We start from the raw sequence: 16,631 nt of genomic DNA, 5'->3' as shown, positions 1-16,631 counted from the left end.
TAAGTCGGAGGTTCTTGAATGACCACATCGTTGCAACCTGCCTATGCCCTGGTACCTGGTGCAAACCTGGAAGCCTACGTGCACACGGTCAACAGCATCCCGCTGCTGACGGTCGAGCAGGAGCGTGATCTGGGCGAGCGTCTCTATTATGAGCAGGATGTCGAGGCCGCTCGTCAAATGGTGATGGCCCACCTGCGTTTCGTCGTGCATATCGCCCGTAGCTATGCCGGCTACGGGTTGGCCCAGGCCGACCTGATCCAGGAAGGCAACGTCGGCCTGATGAAGGCCGTCAAGCGCTTCAACCCGGAAATGGGCGTGCGCCTGGTGTCGTTCGCCGTGCACTGGATCAAGGCAGAGATCCACGAGTTCATCCTGCGCAACTGGCGCATCGTCAAGGTGGCTACCACCAAGGCCCAGCGCAAGTTGTTCTTCAACCTGCGCAGCCAGAAGAAGCGCCTGGCCTGGCTGAACAACGACGAAGTGCATCGCGTGGCGGAAAGCCTTGGCGTCGAGCCGCGTGAAGTGCGCGAGATGGAAAGCCGCCTGAGTGGCCAGGACATGGCCTTCGACCCGGCAGCGGAAGCTGACGACGACAGTGCCTTCCAGTCGCCTGCGCATTACCTGGAAGACCACCGTTACGACCCGGCGGTGCAGCTGGAGGATGCCGACTGGAGTGACAACTCCACCAGCAACCTGCACGAGGCGCTGCAAGGGCTGGACGAGCGTAGCCGCGACATTCTGTACCAGCGCTGGTTGGCGGAAGAGAAGGCTACGCTGCATGAGCTGGCAGACAAGTACAGCGTTTCGGCTGAGCGGATTCGCCAGCTGGAGAAGAATGCGATGAGCAAGGTCAAGGCGCTGATCGCGATCTGATCGGGCCTTGATTACACAGAAAAGCCGCTGGCCCTGATGGGGTGAGCGGCTTTTTTATTTGTGTTGGCTGTACCGGCCTCTTCGCGGGTAAACCCGCTCCCACAGGTACTGTGCTGTTTTTTAAGGCCTGCACAATACCTGTGGGAGCGGGTTTACCCGCGAAGAGGCCGGCACTGCATTCAAAGCTTTCTAGAGGTGTCGAGCTGCATCAGGTAGCCAGGTCCACCCAACTGGCTCATCTGCCGGCGGATCCACCCGGCCCGGCTGGCCACATAGGCGCTCGGCCGGCTGGCACTCCACTTGATCGGGCTTGGCAGTACCGCGGCCAGTTGCGCCGCTTGCTGGCGGCTGAGCCGGCTGGCATCGACGCCGAAGTGATAACGCGCCGCCGCCTGCGCACCAAACACGCCCTCGCCCCACTCGGCGCTGTTCAGGTAGACCTCGAGAATCCGCTCCTTCGACCAGAACAGCTCGATCAGCGCGGTAAACCAGGCCTCCAGCCCTTTGCGGAACCAGCTACGCCCGGACCACAGGAACAGGTTTTTGGCCACCTGCTGGGTCAGGGTGCTGGCCCCGCGAATGCTGCCGCCGCGCTCGTTGTAGGCCAGCGCCGCCTGGATGGCCGGGATGTCGAAGCCCCAGTGGCTGGCGAACTTCTGGTCCTCGCCTGCGATGACGGCGACCTTGAGTTCATCGGAAATGTTCTCCCACGGCTCCCAGTCGCGCTGCAGGTCGATCGGTTCGCCGCTCACCCAGGACTGTACCTTGCGCTCGACCATCAGCGCCGTACCGGGTGGTGGCACCCAGCGAAACACCAGCACCAGCACGATGCTGCCGGCAGCGAACCAGAGCAGGGCGCGGGAAAGGCGGCGGAGAAGGGTTGGCAGCATGACGATGGCTTGGCCGTACGGGTGGAAGGGGCCATTATACAGACCCGATACAAGGAGTCGTCCCATGCTTCGCAGCTTCCTGATGCTTGCCGCCTTTTTCGGCTTTACCGGGGTCGCCCTGGGGGCCTTCGCCGCCCACGGCCTGAAAAACCGGCTGACGGCTGACTACCTGGCAATCTTCCACACCGGTGTGACCTACCAGCTGGTGCATGCCTTGGCGATCTTCGGCGTCGCCGTGCTCTCGGCGCACCTGCCTGGGCGCCTGGTTGGCTGGGCCGGCGGCCTGTTTGCGTTGGGTATCGTGCTGTTCTCCGGCAGCCTGTACCTGCTGACCCTCAGTGGCCTGGGCAAGCTGGGGATCATCACCCCGATTGGCGGCCTGTGCTTCCTGGCCGGTTGGCTGTGCCTGGGCCTGGCAGCCTGGCGGCTGGGCTGACCGAGTGGTCCACAATCGCGACTAATGGCGCGCACCGCCCTTGGGTTGCAGGGCGGTTCGGCGCTAGAATGCGGGCCCCAAAGAACAATGGTGGCCGTGCGCATGCGCATTCAACTGAACGGTGAACCTTACGAACTGCCTGCTGGCGAGAGCGTTGCAGCCCTGCTGGCGCGCCTGGAGCTGACCGGGCGCCGCATTGCCGTGGAACTGAACCTGGACATCGTGCCGCGTAGCCAGCACGACAGCACGCTGCTGAACGACGGCGACCAGGTCGAAGTGGTCCACGCCATCGGTGGCGGCTGACAGCAGCCCGGCGGTTCACAAGCAAGCCCTGCAACCTTTTCCAGAGGAACAACGATGAGCAACGTTCGTAGCGACAAGCCTTTCATCCTGGCCGGGCGCACTTTCCAGTCGCGCCTGCTGGTCGGCACCGGCAAGTACCGTGACATGGAAGAAACCCGCCTGGCAACCGAGGCCTCGGGTGCCGAAATCGTCACTGTGGCCGTGCGCCGGACCAACCTTGGCCAGAATGCGGGCGAGCCGAACCTGCTCGATGTGCTGTCGCCCGACAAGTACACCATCCTGCCCAATACCGCCGGTTGCTTTGACGCCGTCGAGGCTGTGCGTACCTGCCGCCTGGCCCGTGAGCTGCTTGAGGGCTACAAGTCCCATGAGTCGCGGACGTTGGTAAAGCTGGAAGTGCTGGCCGACCAGAAAACCCTGTTCCCTAACGTGATCGAAACCCTCAAGGCCGCCGAAGTACTGGTCAAGGAAGGTTTCGACGTGATGGTGTACACCAGCGACGACCCGATCATCGCTCGCCAGCTGGCCGAAGCCGGCTGCATTGCGGTCATGCCGCTGGCAGGCCTGATCGGTACCGGCCTGGGTATCTGCAACCCGTACAACCTGCAGATCATCCTTGAAGAATCGAAGGTGCCAGTGCTGGTCGATGCCGGCGTGGGCACCGCCTCCGACGCCACCATCGCCATGGAAATGGGCTGCGAGGCGGTGCTGATGAACTCGGCCATCGCCCACGCCCAGCAGCCGGTGCTGATGGCCGAAGCCATGAAACACGCCATCATCGCCGGTCGCATGGCCTACCTGGCCGGCCGTATGCCGAAAAAACTCTACGCCAGCGCCTCTTCGCCGCTGGATGGTCTGATCAAGTAAGAGCCCCAGATGACTGACTCGCAAGATACGCCGATCGCCGCCGACGGCGACGCCCGCCCGCACCGCCGCATCAAGAGCTTCGTGATGCGCGCCGGGCGCATGACCGAAGGCCAGCAACGCGGCCTGGACCAGGGCGGCCCGCTGTACATCCTGCCGCTGGCTGACAGCCCGGTGGACTACGACCAGGTGTTCGGCCGTTCGGCGCCGCGCACCCTGGAGATCGGCTTCGGCATGGGCCATTCCCTGCTGGAAATGGCCGCTGCCGCGCCTGAGCAGGACTTTATCGGTGTGGAAGTGCACCGCCCGGGTGTTGGCGCGCTGCTCAACGGCGTGCTGACCCAGGGCCTGAAGAACCTGCGGGTGTATGACTGCGATGCCATCGAAGTGCTGAACCGCTGCGTGGCGGACAACAGCCTCGACCGCCTGATGCTGTTCTTCCCCGACCCTTGGCACAAGGCGCGCCACCACAAGCGCCGCATCGTCCAGCTGGAGTTCGCCGAGCTGGTACGGCGCAAGCTCAAGCCTGGTGGCGTGTTCCACATGGCCACTGACTGGGAACCGTATGCCGAGTACATGCTGGAAGTGATGAGCGCTGCCCCAAGCTATCGCAACCGTGCCGAAGACGGCACCTACGTGCCACGCCCGGAAGAGCGCCCGATCACCAAGTTCGAACGCCGCGGCGAGCGGCTGGGGCATGGGGTTTGGGATTTGAAGTTCGAGAAGGTGGATTGATCGGCTGATTCGGCTTTTCGGTATGCTGGGGTCTGCAGAAATGCAGGCGAAAAAAAACCGCTCTGAGAAGAGCGGTTTTTTTGTGTGAGCGAGAGGACTGAGTATCCTTCGCTCTGGGACTTCACCGAAACCCCCCACACGGTCAGTGGATCATAGGCAGCCCGAGTGGGTGGGTCAATGATAAGAAATATCCAGCATTATGTGTGTCGGAGCGGTTAACAGCTTCTATCGTGTATCCCAAGTATCATCGCGCTGCTCCTGTGAGGATGACTTCTGTGATGGGCCGGGTGGGAGAAGAATTCTGCTTTCCGGCCCCTTCGACATGGCCTGAGAACCGTGCCGGTGACTCTCTTTCGAAGGGCCATTAACCTGGCCGCTTCACCGAAATCCTCCACACTGATTTCGAAGGCATCGAAGCGCCGGTTAGATGCTGGAAGATTGGCCCGCCAACACGGAGGCCAAGGCATATGAAGCGTTTGCTTGATGCGCTGAGCCGCGTTTGGAAGCTTGTCCGGATCTTGATAGTGCTCAAGACCGTTCGGGACTTCATGCGCGACCACTTCGATGATGCCCGCTAAGGGCTAGTCAGGTGGTAGGGCTGCCCTGGTTGCCGGGGCAGCTTTTAGAACCTGTCCCCCACCTGTTTTCCTGTGCTGACAGCTAACGCGGTCGGAGCGGCCTTGCCGGGGCGCCGGACCGGTCGGATGGGCTGCAAAGCAGCCCCGACTATCTCAAGCCTTCTGCTGGCAGTACCGACCTCTTCGCGGGTAAACCCGCTCCCACAGGGATCGCACCGACTTTTAGAAACTGAGCAAGACAGTTGCTCACACAAGCGTTCAGCGCAAGCCTGCGGCTCAGCCGCGGCGATCCGCCACCACGCCAATCAGCACCACCACCACCACCAGCACCGGCGCCAGTGCGTAGTTGTTGAACTGGCTCAGCCCCTTGACCACCCACGGGGTGGCATAGATCAGCGCTGCACCGCTGCCGACCATCACCATCACCGCCATGAACGGCACGCGCAGGGCGCCCGCCAGGCTGCCCAGGCGTTGCTCGGCCCAGGCTTTGACATCGGTGCCGAACAGCACCAGCAGGCAGCCTACCAAGGCCAGTGAAATCTCCGACAGGTTGCTGCGGCTCCAGCGGGAAACCGTCGCAAGCAGATCAAGTACCAGATCCATGGGTCATCCTTAGGTCAAGAAATACTGCAGCAGGTCATTGAGGAACAACTGGCCCCTTGGCGTGGCCACCAGGCGATCCGGTTCGACCTGCAAAAGGCCCTTTTGTTCGGCGGCGCGGCGTGCTTCATGCAGCTGTGCCAGCGGCAGGCCGGTGCGCTGGGTGAACAATTCGGCTTCCACGCCATCGGTCAGGCGCAGGGCGTTCATCAGGAACTCGAACGGCAGCTCGTCCACCGGCAGCAGCTTTTCGCCAGCCTTGTACGGCTTGGCCAGGTTCAGGTAGTCCTTGGGCAGGCGGGTCTTCCAGGTGCGCAGGATGCGCCCGTCGGCGAAGGTCAGTTTGCCGTGGGCACCGGCGCCAATGCCGATGAAGTCGCCAAAGCGCCAGTAGTTGAGGTTGTGCTGCGCGGCGCGGCCCGCCTGGGCGTAAGCCGAGACCTCGTACTGGCGGAAACCGTGCCCGGCCATCAGTGCCTGGCCGGCTTCCTGAATGTCCCAGAGAATGTCGTCCTCGGGCAGCTCTGGCGGCTGGTTCCAGAATACCGTGTTCGGTTCCACGGTCAGCTGGTACCACGACAGGTGCGTCGGCCCCAGGTCGATGGCCTGGCGCAGGTCGCCCAGCGCGTCGTCCAGCGACTGATCGGGCAGGCCGTGCATCAGGTCCATGTTGAAGTTGTCGAAGCCGGCCGCACGCGCCATGCCGGCGGCACGGACCGCTTCATCACCATTGTGGATGCGACCCAGCGCCTGCAGCTTGGCCGGCTGGAAGCTCTGCACGCCAATGGACAGGCGGTTGATGCCGGTCTGACGGTAGGCCTTGAACTTGTCCTGCTCGAAGGTGCCCGGGTTGGCTTCCAGGGTGATCTCGATGTCTGGCGCGAACGGGATGCGTTGCTCCACACCGCGCAGCAAGCGGCCAAGCGCGTCGGCGCTGAACAGGCTGGGCGTACCGCCACCGAAGAAGATCGAGCTGATCGGCCGGCCTTGCACGGCGGCCATTTCCTGATCAAGGTCGGTCAGCAGGGCCGCGACGTAGGCGTCTTCTGGCAGCTCAGGCCCGGCAGCGTGGGAGTTAAAGTCGCAGTAGGGGCATTTGCGTACGCACCACGGGATGTGGATGTACAGCGCCAGCGGCGGCAGGCTGGTAATGCCCGCCGCGCCGGGGGTAGACAGCGTTGCAATCATGCCAGGCCCAGACGTTGGCGCAGCAGGGCCATGGCGCGGGCGCGGTGGCTGAGCTGGTTTTTGTCCACAGGGGCCAGGTCGGCGCTGGAGCAGCTGCGCTCCGGCACCCAGAACAGCGGGTCGTAGCCAAAGCCGTGGTCACCGCTGGCCTCGAACATGATGCGCCCGTGCCACAGGCCTTCGCACAGGATCGGCAGCGGGTCGTCGGCATGGCGTACCAGCGCCAGCACGCAAACGAACTGCGCGCCACGCTCGGCCTCAGGCACGTCCTTCAGGGCTTCGAGCAGCTTGGCGTTGTTCGCCGCGTCACCCTTGCCGTCGGCATAACGCGCCGAGTAGATACCCGGCGCGCCGCCGAGGAAGTCCACCGCCAGGCCAGAATCGTCGGCCAGGGCCGGCAGGCCGGAAATACGGGCGGCATTGCGCGCCTTGAGGATGGCGTTCTCGACGAACGACAGGCCGGTTTCTTCCGGCTCGACTTGGCTGAACTCGCCGATCGAGCGCAGCTGCACGGACGCGCCGAGCATGGCCTGGAGTTCCTTGAGTTTGCCGGCGTTATGGCTGGCCAATACGAGTTGCTGGAAATTCATAAGTCGCCTGGGAACACTTCCTGGTTGAAGCTGAGGGAGTTGCTGACGCCGCCGGTTTCGATATTCAGGTCGAAGGTGACGGTATCTGGCTGGTCGATCTTGAACTGGGCGATGTAGTACACCGCGCCCTGTTCGGTGATTTGCTTGAACGACAGCGGGCTGCTGCGCCCGGTCAGGTCCTTGACCGTGCCGCTGACCAGCGCCGTGGTGGGCTTGTTGGCCTTGAGCACGGCAATGTTGAGCACGCCCTGGTTCTTGCTGCGTACCAGGCCGGTGGCCGCGGCCACCTCGGGCGTGAGCATGCTTGAGGTGAACGCGCTGTAGTGCACCGTCACGTCGCCAAACACTTCCTTGCGCTCGGGGCGGGCGGCATCGGCAGCCAGCACTGGCAGGGCCAGGCACAGGCTGATCAGGAACAGGGCTAGGCGACGCATGGGCGATTCCTCCGGTGGGCGTCAAACCGCGAGGCGGTGCTCTTGCAGGCCTGGGCTGCTGACGCGGTAGATGCCGATCTCACCTAGAAGATTAGGCCAAAGCCGGCCACCCCACCCGTTGCGGTGCAAGTGGTCGACGGCCAGGCGGTCGAGCACCTTGGCGCGGCGCTCATGCACCAGTTCTTCAAAGTCGGCGAAGGTGCAGAAGTGGATGTTCGGCGTGTTGTACCAGGTATACGGCATGAAGTCGGATACCGGCATGCGGCCCTTGGTGGCCAGGTACCAGCGGCAGCGCCAGTGGCCGAAGTTGGGGAAGGTGATGATGCACTGGCGGCCCACGCGCAGCATCTCGTCGAGGATGCGGTCGGGGTACTCCACGGCCTGCAGGGCCTGGGTCATGATCACCACGTCGAAACTGTTGCTGGCGAAGTTGCCCAGGCCTTTGTCCAGGTCCTGCTCGATGACGTTGACGCCCTTGGCCACGCAGGCGGCGATGTTGTCGGCGTCGATCTCCAGGCCATAGCCGGTGACCTGCTTGCGGTCACGCAGAGAGGCCAGCAGTTCGCCGCTGCCGCAGCCCAGGTCGAGTACCCGGCTGCCGGCGGGGATCCACTCGTGGATGATTTCCAGATCGGCTCTCATGCTGTCCTCAGATGGCAATGCGGTTCATGTAGTTCGAGAAACCCTGCATGTAGCGAGGTGTGGGGATCAGGAAGGCATCGTGCCCATAAGGCGAGTCGATCTCCAGGTAGCAGACGTTCTTGCGCGCGGCCATCAGGGCGTCGACGATCTCGCGCGAACGGGCCGGCGAGAAGCGCCAGTCGGTGGTGAACGACATGATGCAGTAATCCGCCTTGACGTGGGCCAGGGTCGCCGCCAGGTCGCCGCCTTGGGCGGCGGCCGGGTCGAAGTAGTCCAGCGCCTTGGTCATCAGCAGGTAGGTGTTGGCGTCGAAACGGCCGGAAAACTCCTCGCCCTGGTAGCGCAGGTAGCTTTCGACCTGGAACTCGACGCTGTGGAAGTCGTAGTTGAGCTTGTCGCTCTTCAGCTCGCGGCCGAATTTTTCACCCATCGAGTCGTCGGACAGGTAGGTGATGTGGCCGACCATGCGCGCCAGCATCAGGCCGCGCTTGGGGATCACGCCCTGGTCCTGGAACGAACCGCCATGGAACTCGGGGTCGGTGAGGATGGCCTGGCGTGCCACTTCGTTGAAGGCGATGTTCTGCGCCGACAGCTTGGGCGCGGAGGCGATGTCGACGCAGTGGCGTACGCGGTCGGGGTAGGTCATGGTCCATTGCAGCGCCTGCATGCCACCCAGGCTACCGCCGACGATGGCCGCCCACTGCTGGATGCCAAGGCGGTCGGCCAGGCGTGCCTGGCTGTGTACCCAGTCTTCCACGGTCAGCACCGGGAAGTCGGCACCATACGGTTTGCCGGTGGCCGGGTTGACGCTACTGGGGCCAGTGCTACCGTTGCAGCCGCCGAGGTTGTTCAGGCTGACCACGAAGAAGCGGTTGGTATCGATCGGCTTGCCAGGGCCGATACAGCTGTCCCACCAGCCCGGCTTGCGGTCGGTGGCGGCATGGTAGCCAGCGGCATGGTGGTGGCCGGACAGGGCATGGCAGATCAGCACGGCATTGCTCGCGCTGGCGTTCAGGGTGCCATAGGTCTCGTAGACCAGCTCGTAACTGGCCAGGGAACGGCCGCAGGCCAGTGCCAGCGGTTCATCGAACCGGGCGGTTTGCGGTACTACCAGACCGACGGAATCTTCGGGAAAGACAGTGGACATCGACCCTGCTCACGCTTGACGGAGGCGTAAGTCTAAAGAGCGCTACCCCCAGCGGCAAGCAAAGGCTTGCGGCTGGGGGCAAGCAGGGGCTGGCGAGGCTCAGATCATCCGCCACAGCTCTTGTGGCATGCCGGCATAGGCGGCCAGTGGCGGCATGACGAACGACTGGATCACCTGGATCGCCAGGAAGGCGAAGATCGGCGAAATGTCCATGCCGCCCAGGTTGGGCACGAGGCGGCGGAACGGTGCCAGCACCGGCTCGCTAATCTGGTAGGCCAGCTCGGCGGCCGGGTTGTGGCTGTTGGGCGCAACCCAGGACACGATCACCATGACGATCATCGCCACCCAGAAAATCTTCAGGAACAGCGAGGTGATGCCGATGATCGCCCACATCAGCAGGTGCAGGATGTCACCGAAGGTGCCGTAGGTGATCATCAGCACGAAGGCCATCAGCAGGGCCTGGATGACCACCGCCAGCAGCAGCGACGAGGTGTCCAGCCCACCGACACTGGGGATGACCCGGCGGATCGGCTTGAGCAGTGGCTGGGTGGCACGCACCGCGAACTGGCACAGCGGGTTGTAGAAGTTGGCCTTGACCAGCTGCAGTACGAAGCGCAGCAGGACGATCACCAGGTACAGGCTGACCAGGGTTTGCACCACGAAGATCGCGGCGCCGGACAGTGCATTCATCTAGAGCTCCTTATTTGCCCAGTTGTTCGGCCAGCTCGGCAGAGCGGGTGGCCGCAGCCTGCAGCGCCTGCTCGACGATGGCTTCGAAGCCGCTGGCCTGGAACGACTTGATCGCGGCTTCCGTGGTGCCGGCAGGCGAGGTGACGCGGCGGCGCAGCTCGGCGGCATCGACATCGCTGGCAACCGCCATGCGCGCGGCGCCCAGGGCTGTCTGCAAGGTCAGCTGGGAGGCGGTTTCGCGTGGCAGGCCGAGTTTTTCGCCGGCTGCGGTCATGGCCTCGATCAGCAGGAAGAAATACGCCGGGCCACTGCCGGAAACGGCCGTCACGGCGTCCAGTTGCTGCTCCTGCTCCAGCCACAGGGCGGTGCCCACGGCCGACAGCAGTTGTTCGGCCTGCTGGCGCTGTGCGCCGGAGACTTCAGCGGTGGCGTACAGGCCGCTCACGCCCTGGCGCAACAGCGCCGGGGTGTTGGGCATGCAGCGTACCACCGGGCGAGCGCCCACCCAGCTTTGCAGGCTGGCGCAGGTGATGCCGGCGGCGATCGAGACGATCAGCTGGCCTTCCTGCAGGTTGGGTTGCAGGACCTGGCACACGGCTTTCATGACTTGCGGCTTGACCGCCAGCACGATCACGTCGGCGCCGTCGATGGCCTGGGCGTTATTCTCGAAGGTTTCGATGCCGTGCTCGGCCTGGATGCGGCTGCGGGTCTCGGCGCCCGGGTCGCTGGCGCGGATCTGCGAGGCGTCCAGGCCCTGGGCACGCAGACCGCCGATCAGGCTGGCGGCCATGTTGCCGGCGCCGATGAAGGCAATACGAGTCTTGCTCATGTCAGGTCCTTGTGGAAAAGAGTGAGTAAAGCATGGAGTTCAGTTGGGACCGTAGTCGCGGGCGCCGAACAGGGCGGTACCGATACGCACCCAGGTCGCACCCTGTGCAATCGCCGCTTCCAGGTCGTGGCTCATGCCCATCGACAAGGTGTCCAGGCCAAGGCCCAGGCCTTCCTGCAAGGTGCGCAAGCTGGCAAAGGCGGCCTCTTGGGCTGCGCGGTCATCGGTGGGTTCGGGGATGGCCATGAGCCCGCGCAGGCGCAGGTTGGGCAGTGCGGCTACCGCCTTGGCCAGGGCTGGCAGGTCGGCGGGAGCGCAGCCGGACTTGCTGTCTTCGTCGCTGACGTTCACCTGCAGGCAGATGTTCAGCGGTGCCAGCCCGGCAGGGCGCTGCTCGGACAGGCGTTGGGCGATTTTCAGGCGGTCCACGGAATGTACCCAGTCGAAATGCTCGGCGATGGCTTTGGTCTTGTTCGACTGAATGGGGCCGATGAAGTGCCAGATCAAGGGCAAGTCGCCGAGTTCCTGCTGCTTTGTCAGCGCTTCCTGTAGGTAGTTTTCCCCGAAATCGCATACGCCAGCGGCGTTGACCTCGCGGATGGCGGCGGCGGGCTTGGTCTTGCTCACGGCCAGCAGCTGGACGCTGGCCGGCTCGCGCCCGGCGGCCTGGGCAGCACTGGCGATACGGGCGGAAATCGCGGAAAGGTTGTCTGCTAGGGTGGACATGGACGGATGCCGGCAGCTGTAGGGTTTGCGGCATTCTACCTACTTGAAGGCCTTTGGGGAGTCTCATGGATGTGACCGACCTGTTGGCCCGGGCCGTGGAGGCCGGGGCTTCGGACCTGCACCTGGCGGCGGGCCAGATACCGATGTTGCGCCTGGATGGCGAGTTGCAGCGCATGGATTTGCCACCCTTTGGCGCGGATGCCTTGAGCGAGGCCATGGCGGGCGTGCTGGATGACCAGCAGCGCGGGCAGTGGGCGCAGGGTGATGAGCTGGATCTGGCCATGGGGTTGCCCGCGCTGGGGCGCTTTCGCTTGAACCTGTTCCGCCAGCTGAATGGTCCCGCGGTTACCTTTCGCTTGATCCCGGGGCGCATCGCCACGCTGGGCGAGCTCGACCTGGGTGATGTGTTTCAAACTGTTGCCCAATGTCGCGATGGCCTGGTTCTGGTGGGTGGGCCGACCGGCAGTGGAAAGTCCAGTACTTTGGCGGCGCTGCTCGGCCAGCTTAACTGCGAGCGGGCGCTGCACATCATCACCCTTGAAGACCCTGTCGAAGTTATCCACAGCAGCCAGCGAAGCCTGGTCAACCAGCGTGAGATCGGCCGCCATAGCGGCAGCTTTGCCCAGGGGTTGCGCAGTGCGCTGCGCCAGGACCCGGATGTGATCATGATTGGGGAGCTGCGCGACCTGGAAACCATCCGCCTGGCGTTGCGCGCAGCTGAAACCGGGCACCTGGTGCTGGCGACTGTGCATACACGTTCGGCGGCCGGCAGCATTGACCGCTTGGTGGAGGTGTTTGCAGCCGAGGAAAAACCGTTGGTGCGGGCGATGCTGGCTGAGTCGCTGCGGCTGGTGGTGGCGCAGGTGCTGGTCAGGCGCGTCGGCGGTGGGAGGGTTGCGGCGCGGGAAGTGTTGGTGGCGACGCCGGCGGTGCGGAACCTGGTGCGTGAGGGGCGGATGGCGCAGTTGTGTTCGGTGATGCAGGCGGGTGGAGCGGAAGGGATGCGGACGATGGAGGGGGCTTTGCGGGGGTTGAAAGAGAAGAGGCTGATCAGCGATTTTTAGTGCCTGCACGGGACTATTCGCGGGTGAACCCGCTCCTACAACGGCCAGCGCAGGGCTTTGTAGGAGCGGGTTTACCCGCGAATAGGCCGGCACAGGAGAGCGCCGATCAGCTCAGCGCTTGGCCAGGCTCAGCTGCTGCTGTTCTTTCGGCAGCACGCGCTTGGCCACTACGTAATGCTTCTGCCAGTAGGGCTTGCTCAGGGTGTCGATGCTCACCCGCTTGCCACGCCGTGGGGCGTGAATGAAGCGGTCGTTGCCCAGGTAGATTGCAACGTGGTTTACCCGGCGGCTCTTGATGTTGAAGAAGATCAGGTCGCCAGGTTTCAGGTCACCCTTGGCCACCTTGACGCCGTGGCCTTGGGCCATGGCATTGGAGGTGCGCGGCAAGTCGACGTCGGCGACGTCGTTGAAGGCGTATTTGACCAAGCCACTGCAATCAAAACCCTTCTTCGGGCTGCTGCCCCCCCATACGTATGGAGTTCCCAGCACATTCACCGCACGGCTGAGCACATCGCTGCTCTGCTTCGGCGACATGGCGGCAACCGGCACGCCAAGGCTGCTGCTGGCGGCGTTGCTTGGGCGGGCGCGCAGCGCGGTCTGCTTGACCGGTGCGTGTTTCACCGAGGTGTTGGTGGTGTAACCGGTGAAACCATTGGGAAGACGTTGCTCACGATTGGTGGCGTGGGCGGCCAGGGGCAATAATAGGCAGAGGGTCAGCCATGTCTTGAACAAAGGCGGCATAGATGAAGCTCTTATGAATAGTTATGTGTTGGCGCGCAACTTTATAACAGCTTTTTGATCAATCTTTGATCCGTTGGTCGATTGCCCGGGTGCCGTACGTCGGCCTGCGACAAGAAAGTCACATTTTTTTTTAGAAAATTTTCGGATAACCCACGGGGGCTATGAATGAACAGTTATCAACAGGGCACGCCCTACCACGACACCCACAGCAAGACCATTGGCTACCTGCTGTGGATTTTCGGCTTTACCGGATCGCATCGGTTCTACTACGGCAAGCCGGTCACCGGGACCATCTGGTTCTTCACCTTCGGCCTATTGGGCATCGGTTGGTTGATCGACTTGTTCCTGATCCCGTCCATGGACCGTGAAGCCGACCTGAGGTTTCAGTCCGGGCGCATCGACTACAACATCGCCTGGATCCTGCTGACCTTCCTCGGGGTGTTTGGGTTGCATCGTCTGTATCAAGGGAAGTGGGTGACCGCGATCATCTACTTCTTTACCGGCGGGCTGTTCCTGCTGGGGGTGCTGTATGACTTCTGGACGCTGAACAGCCAAGTGTCCGAGCGCAATGCGGGGCGGGGTTGAGATTGCTGGGGCTGCTTTGCAGCCCTATCGCGACACAAGGCCGCTCCTACAGGGAGTCGCATATCCCTGTAGGAGCGGCCTTGTGTCGCGATAGGGGCGCAAAGCGCCCCCATTCAAGGGTTATTGACGGGTCTGGCGCTGTTGCAGCAACAGGTTGCTGAAACCTGCCCCGGCCAATTGCTTCTGCGCCCCGGTCAGCTGTTCACGGTTGCTGAACGGCCCGACCAGCACGCGGTACCAGGTTTCATCCTTGACCGTGCCCGATTCCACCTTCACCGACTGGCCCAGCAGGATGATCTGCGCGCGCACCTTGTCGGCATCTGCCTGTTTGCGGAACGAACCGGCCTGCAGGAAGAACTGGGTGGTCGCCGCCGGCTTGATGACCGGTGGCGCCGGTGGCGGGGTCTGGCCCAGCAGGGCCGCCTGGGCCCGGGCCGTGTCGATTTTCGCCGCTTCTGCAGGTGTTACCGGGGTCACTGGCTGGGCCGGTACCGGCGGCGTCTTCTCGGGCACGGCCTCTGGCGGCACGATGACCTCGGACTCCGGCAGCAAGGTGTAGAAGTCGTATTTCGGCTTCACCGGCTGCTGTGGAGTGGCTTGCGCGGGCTTGCCAGCTTCGACCACTTTCTCCGGCTTCTGCTGCTCGGGCTTGGCACGCTTGATGTCTTCGCCGCCGGGTTCAAGCTTCATCAGGAACACGATGAACGCGCCTACGGTCAGGCCGACCGCCAGCCATACCCAACCGGGAATCGGCTGCTTGGCCGGCGCCGTCTGCCGGCTGGCGCCGCGTTTGGGAGCAGGTTTTTTCTTGGCAGCCAACTTACATGCGCTCCAGGGTTTCCAGGCCGAGCAGTTCCAGACCTTGTTTGAGGGTGCGGCCGGTCAGGGCGGCCAGGCGCAGGCGGCTTTGCTGCTGTTCCGGGGTTTCGGCGGCGAGGATCGGGCAGTTCTCGTAGAAGCTGGAGAACAGGCCGGCCAGGTCGTACAGGTAGCTGCACAGTACGTGCGGCGTGCCTTTTTCGGCGACGTTGTTGAGGATTTCGCCAAACTGCGCCAGGCGTGCGGCCAGGTCCTGCTCATGGGCAGCCTGCAGCACGATGTTGCCGTCGACTTCGTCAAAGCCCTTGCCCAGCTTGCGGAACACGCCGGCTACGCGGGTGTAGGCATACAGCAGGTAAGGCGCGGTGTTGCCTTCGAAGTTGAGCATCAGTTCGAAATTGAAGCTGTAGTCGCTGGTGCGGTGCTTGGACAGGTCTGCGTATTTCACCGCGCCAATGCCCACCACTTCGCCGATGTGGCGCAGGTCTTCGTCGGCCAGGCTTGGGTTCTTTTCCTTGACCAGCGCGTAAGCGCGCTCCTTGGCCTCGGTCAGTAGGTCGATCAGTTTTACGGTGCCGCCATCACGGGTCTTGAACGGGCGGCCATCGGCGCCGTTCATGGTGCCGAAGCCCATGTGTTCCATCTGCATCGGGTGGCCGACGAAGCCGGCGCGGCGCGCTACTTCGAACACCTGGTTGAAGTGCAGGGCCTGGCGCTGGTCGACGAAGTACAGGGCACGGTCAGCCTTGAGTACGTTGCTGCGGTAGCGCACGGCAGCCAGGTCGGTGGTGGCGTACAGGTAGCCGCCATCGGCCTTCTGCACGATCACTGGCAACGGGTCGCCATCGCTGTTCTTGAACTCTTCAAGGAACACGCATTGGGCGCCCTGGTCTTCGACCAGCAGGCCCTTGGCCTTGAGGTCGGCTACCACGTTGGCCAGGTCGTCGTTGTAGGCGCTTTCGCCCATCACGTCGGCCATGGTCAGCTTGACGTTGAGCAGCTCGTAGGTCTTCTGGCAGTGCGACAGCGAGATGTCCTTGAAGCGCGTCCACAGGGCCAGGCAGTCCGGGTCACCGGCCTGCAGCTTGACCACCAGGCCGCGGGCGCGGGTGGCGAACTCTTCCGACTCGTCGAAACGCTTCTTGGCGGCGCGGTAGAAGTTTTCCAGGTCCGACAGCTCGTCGCTGGTGATCGGGTTTTCCTGCAGGTAGGCCATCAGCATGCCGAACTGGGTGCCCCAGTCGCCCACGTGGTTCTGGCGGATCACGTTGTCGCCGAGGAACTCCAGCACGCGCGCCACGCTGTCACCGATGATGGTCGAGCGCAGGTGGCCGACGTGCATTTCCTTGGCCAGGTTGGGTGCCGACATGTCGATCACCACCTTTTGCACAGGGCCGGCCTTGCGCGCGCCCAGGTGGGCGTCGGCCAGGGCGGCATCCAGGCGGTTGGCCAAGGCGTCGGTGTTCTGGAAGAAGTTCAGGAAGCCGGGGCCGGCGATTTCGACCTTGCTGATGTCGGCGCTGGCCGGCAGCGCGTTGATCAGCTTTTCAGCCAGGTCGCGCGGCTTCATGCCGGCCGGCTTGGCCAGCATCATGGCGATGTTGCTGGCGAAGTCGCCGTGAGTCTTGTCCCGGGCGTTTTCCACCTGGATCGCCGGCGACAGCCCTTCAGGCAGCACACCGTCGGTGACGAGTTGGGTGAGGGCTTGCTGGATCAGCTGGCGAATGGTGTCTTTCATGGGGATCTCTTTTCGACCGCAAGCGCGGTGGAGCGCTTGGATGCGCAGGTGGAAAAACTGGGCATTATCCGTGGCTGGGAGCGGGTTGCCAACCTTTGAGCGTCAAGCTGTAAGCTGCAAGCCACAAGGAAAAGCTTGATCGCGTTGCCTGTCCCTGTC

At 63.4% G+C, this 16,631-nt stretch carries 20 protein-coding genes; 7 read left to right on the top strand and 13 right to left on the bottom strand.

Annotated features, from left to right (window positions below):
- Positions 1-18: 18 nt before the first annotated feature.
- Complete coding sequence (rpoH, locus tag ACIP1G_RS00915) at positions 19-873, top strand: RNA polymerase sigma factor RpoH (protein ID WP_400732708.1); 855 nt, start codon at positions 19-21, stop codon at positions 871-873.
- Positions 874-1,052: 179 nt separating this feature from the next.
- Here the strand turns inward: rpoH and mtgA are convergent, their stop codons facing one another.
- Positions 1,053-1,763: a monofunctional biosynthetic peptidoglycan transglycosylase gene (gene mtgA / locus ACIP1G_RS00910; RefSeq protein WP_400733134.1), complete on the bottom strand. Its 711-nt coding sequence runs from the start codon at positions 1,761-1,763 to the stop codon at positions 1,053-1,055.
- A 64-nt stretch (positions 1,764-1,827) separates the two neighbouring features.
- Here mtgA and ACIP1G_RS00905 point away from each other — a divergent pair, with 64 nt between their 5' ends.
- From ACIP1G_RS00905 to trmB, 4 genes are all read left to right on the top strand, one after another.
- Complete coding sequence (locus tag ACIP1G_RS00905) at positions 1,828-2,199, top strand: DUF423 domain-containing protein (RefSeq protein ID WP_060498067.1); 372 nt, start codon at positions 1,828-1,830, stop codon at positions 2,197-2,199.
- Between the two features lie 102 nt (positions 2,200-2,301).
- A complete protein-coding gene (gene thiS / locus ACIP1G_RS00900) occupies positions 2,302-2,502 on the top strand; it encodes a sulfur carrier protein ThiS (protein ID WP_346643053.1) in 201 nt (66 codons plus the stop codon).
- A gap of 54 nt (positions 2,503-2,556) precedes the next feature.
- On the top strand, positions 2,557-3,369 hold the full coding sequence (locus ACIP1G_RS00895; protein ID WP_400732707.1) for a thiazole synthase: 813 nt from the start codon (positions 2,557-2,559) through the stop codon (positions 3,367-3,369).
- 9 nt (positions 3,370-3,378) lie between these two features.
- Entirely contained in the window at positions 3,379-4,101 is a 723-nt protein-coding gene (trmB, locus tag ACIP1G_RS00890) for a tRNA (guanosine(46)-N7)-methyltransferase TrmB (protein WP_400732705.1), read from the top strand.
- A gap of 854 nt (positions 4,102-4,955) precedes the next feature.
- Here trmB and ACIP1G_RS00885 read toward each other — a convergent pair.
- From ACIP1G_RS00885 to ACIP1G_RS00845, 9 genes are all read right to left on the bottom strand, one after another.
- On the bottom strand, positions 4,956-5,282 hold the full coding sequence (locus ACIP1G_RS00885; RefSeq protein WP_400732702.1) for a DUF3392 family protein: 327 nt from the start codon (positions 5,280-5,282) through the stop codon (positions 4,956-4,958).
- Positions 5,283-5,291: 9 nt separating this feature from the next.
- The gene (gene hemW / locus ACIP1G_RS00880) at positions 5,292-6,467 is read right to left on the bottom strand and encodes a radical SAM family heme chaperone HemW (RefSeq protein WP_400732700.1); all 1,176 of its coding nucleotides are present in this window, start codon (positions 6,465-6,467) and stop codon (positions 5,292-5,294) included.
- Positions 6,464-7,057, bottom strand: a complete 594-nt coding sequence (gene rdgB / locus ACIP1G_RS00875) for an RdgB/HAM1 family non-canonical purine NTP pyrophosphatase (protein ID WP_400732697.1) — start codon at positions 7,055-7,057, stop codon at positions 6,464-6,466. The genes hemW and rdgB overlap by 4 nt, the downstream gene beginning before the upstream one ends.
- On the bottom strand, positions 7,054-7,491 hold the full coding sequence (locus ACIP1G_RS00870) for a DUF4426 domain-containing protein (RefSeq protein WP_400732695.1): 438 nt from the start codon (positions 7,489-7,491) through the stop codon (positions 7,054-7,056). The genes rdgB and ACIP1G_RS00870 overlap by 4 nt, the downstream gene beginning before the upstream one ends.
- A gap of 21 nt (positions 7,492-7,512) precedes the next feature.
- Entirely contained in the window at positions 7,513-8,133 is a 621-nt protein-coding gene (gene metW / locus ACIP1G_RS00865; protein WP_400732693.1) for a methionine biosynthesis protein MetW, read from the bottom strand.
- A 7-nt stretch (positions 8,134-8,140) separates the two neighbouring features.
- Positions 8,141-9,280, bottom strand: a complete 1,140-nt coding sequence (locus ACIP1G_RS00860; RefSeq protein WP_400732692.1) for a homoserine O-acetyltransferase — start codon at positions 9,278-9,280, stop codon at positions 8,141-8,143.
- Positions 9,281-9,379: 99 nt separating this feature from the next.
- A complete protein-coding gene (locus tag ACIP1G_RS00855; RefSeq protein ID WP_400732689.1) occupies positions 9,380-9,970 on the bottom strand; it encodes a YggT family protein in 591 nt (196 codons plus the stop codon).
- Positions 9,971-9,980: 10 nt separating this feature from the next.
- Positions 9,981-10,799: a pyrroline-5-carboxylate reductase gene (proC, locus tag ACIP1G_RS00850; protein ID WP_400732687.1), complete on the bottom strand. Its 819-nt coding sequence runs from the start codon at positions 10,797-10,799 to the stop codon at positions 9,981-9,983.
- A 39-nt stretch (positions 10,800-10,838) separates the two neighbouring features.
- Entirely contained in the window at positions 10,839-11,525 is a 687-nt protein-coding gene (locus ACIP1G_RS00845; protein ID WP_400732685.1) for a YggS family pyridoxal phosphate-dependent enzyme, read from the bottom strand.
- Between the two features lie 65 nt (positions 11,526-11,590).
- On the opposite strand from ACIP1G_RS00845, the gene ACIP1G_RS00840 reads away from it, so the two are divergent.
- Positions 11,591-12,589, top strand: coding sequence for a type IV pilus twitching motility protein PilT (locus tag ACIP1G_RS00840; RefSeq protein WP_400732684.1), 999 nt, complete (start codon positions 11,591-11,593; stop codon positions 12,587-12,589).
- A 111-nt stretch (positions 12,590-12,700) separates the two neighbouring features.
- On the opposite strand, the gene ACIP1G_RS00835 is transcribed toward ACIP1G_RS00840, so the two are convergent.
- Positions 12,701-13,330 (bottom strand): C40 family peptidase, encoded by a 630-nt coding sequence (locus ACIP1G_RS00835; RefSeq protein ID WP_400732682.1) that lies wholly within the window; start codon positions 13,328-13,330, stop codon positions 12,701-12,703.
- Positions 13,331-13,495: 165 nt separating this feature from the next.
- Here ACIP1G_RS00835 and ACIP1G_RS00830 point away from each other — a divergent pair, with 165 nt between their 5' ends.
- Positions 13,496-13,915 carry an NINE protein gene (locus ACIP1G_RS00830; RefSeq protein ID WP_400732680.1) on the top strand — a complete coding sequence of 140 codons (420 nt, stop codon included), beginning with the start codon at positions 13,496-13,498 and terminating at the stop codon, positions 13,913-13,915.
- A gap of 120 nt (positions 13,916-14,035) precedes the next feature.
- On the opposite strand, the gene ACIP1G_RS00825 is transcribed toward ACIP1G_RS00830, so the two are convergent.
- Positions 14,036-14,734, bottom strand: coding sequence for an SPOR domain-containing protein (locus tag ACIP1G_RS00825; RefSeq protein ID WP_400732678.1), 699 nt, complete (start codon positions 14,732-14,734; stop codon positions 14,036-14,038).
- A gap of 1 nt (position 14,735) precedes the next feature.
- A complete protein-coding gene (argS, locus tag ACIP1G_RS00820) occupies positions 14,736-16,472 on the bottom strand; it encodes an arginine--tRNA ligase (protein WP_400732676.1) in 1,737 nt (578 codons plus the stop codon).
- Positions 16,473-16,631 lie beyond the last annotated feature (159 nt).

Source organism: Pseudomonas sp. NPDC089392 (assembly GCF_044749595.1).
Taxonomy (GTDB): Bacteria; Pseudomonadota; Gammaproteobacteria; order Pseudomonadales; family Pseudomonadaceae; genus Aquipseudomonas.
Note: the sequence above shows the minus strand (reverse complement) of the source record. Positions and strands in the feature narration are given on the sequence as shown.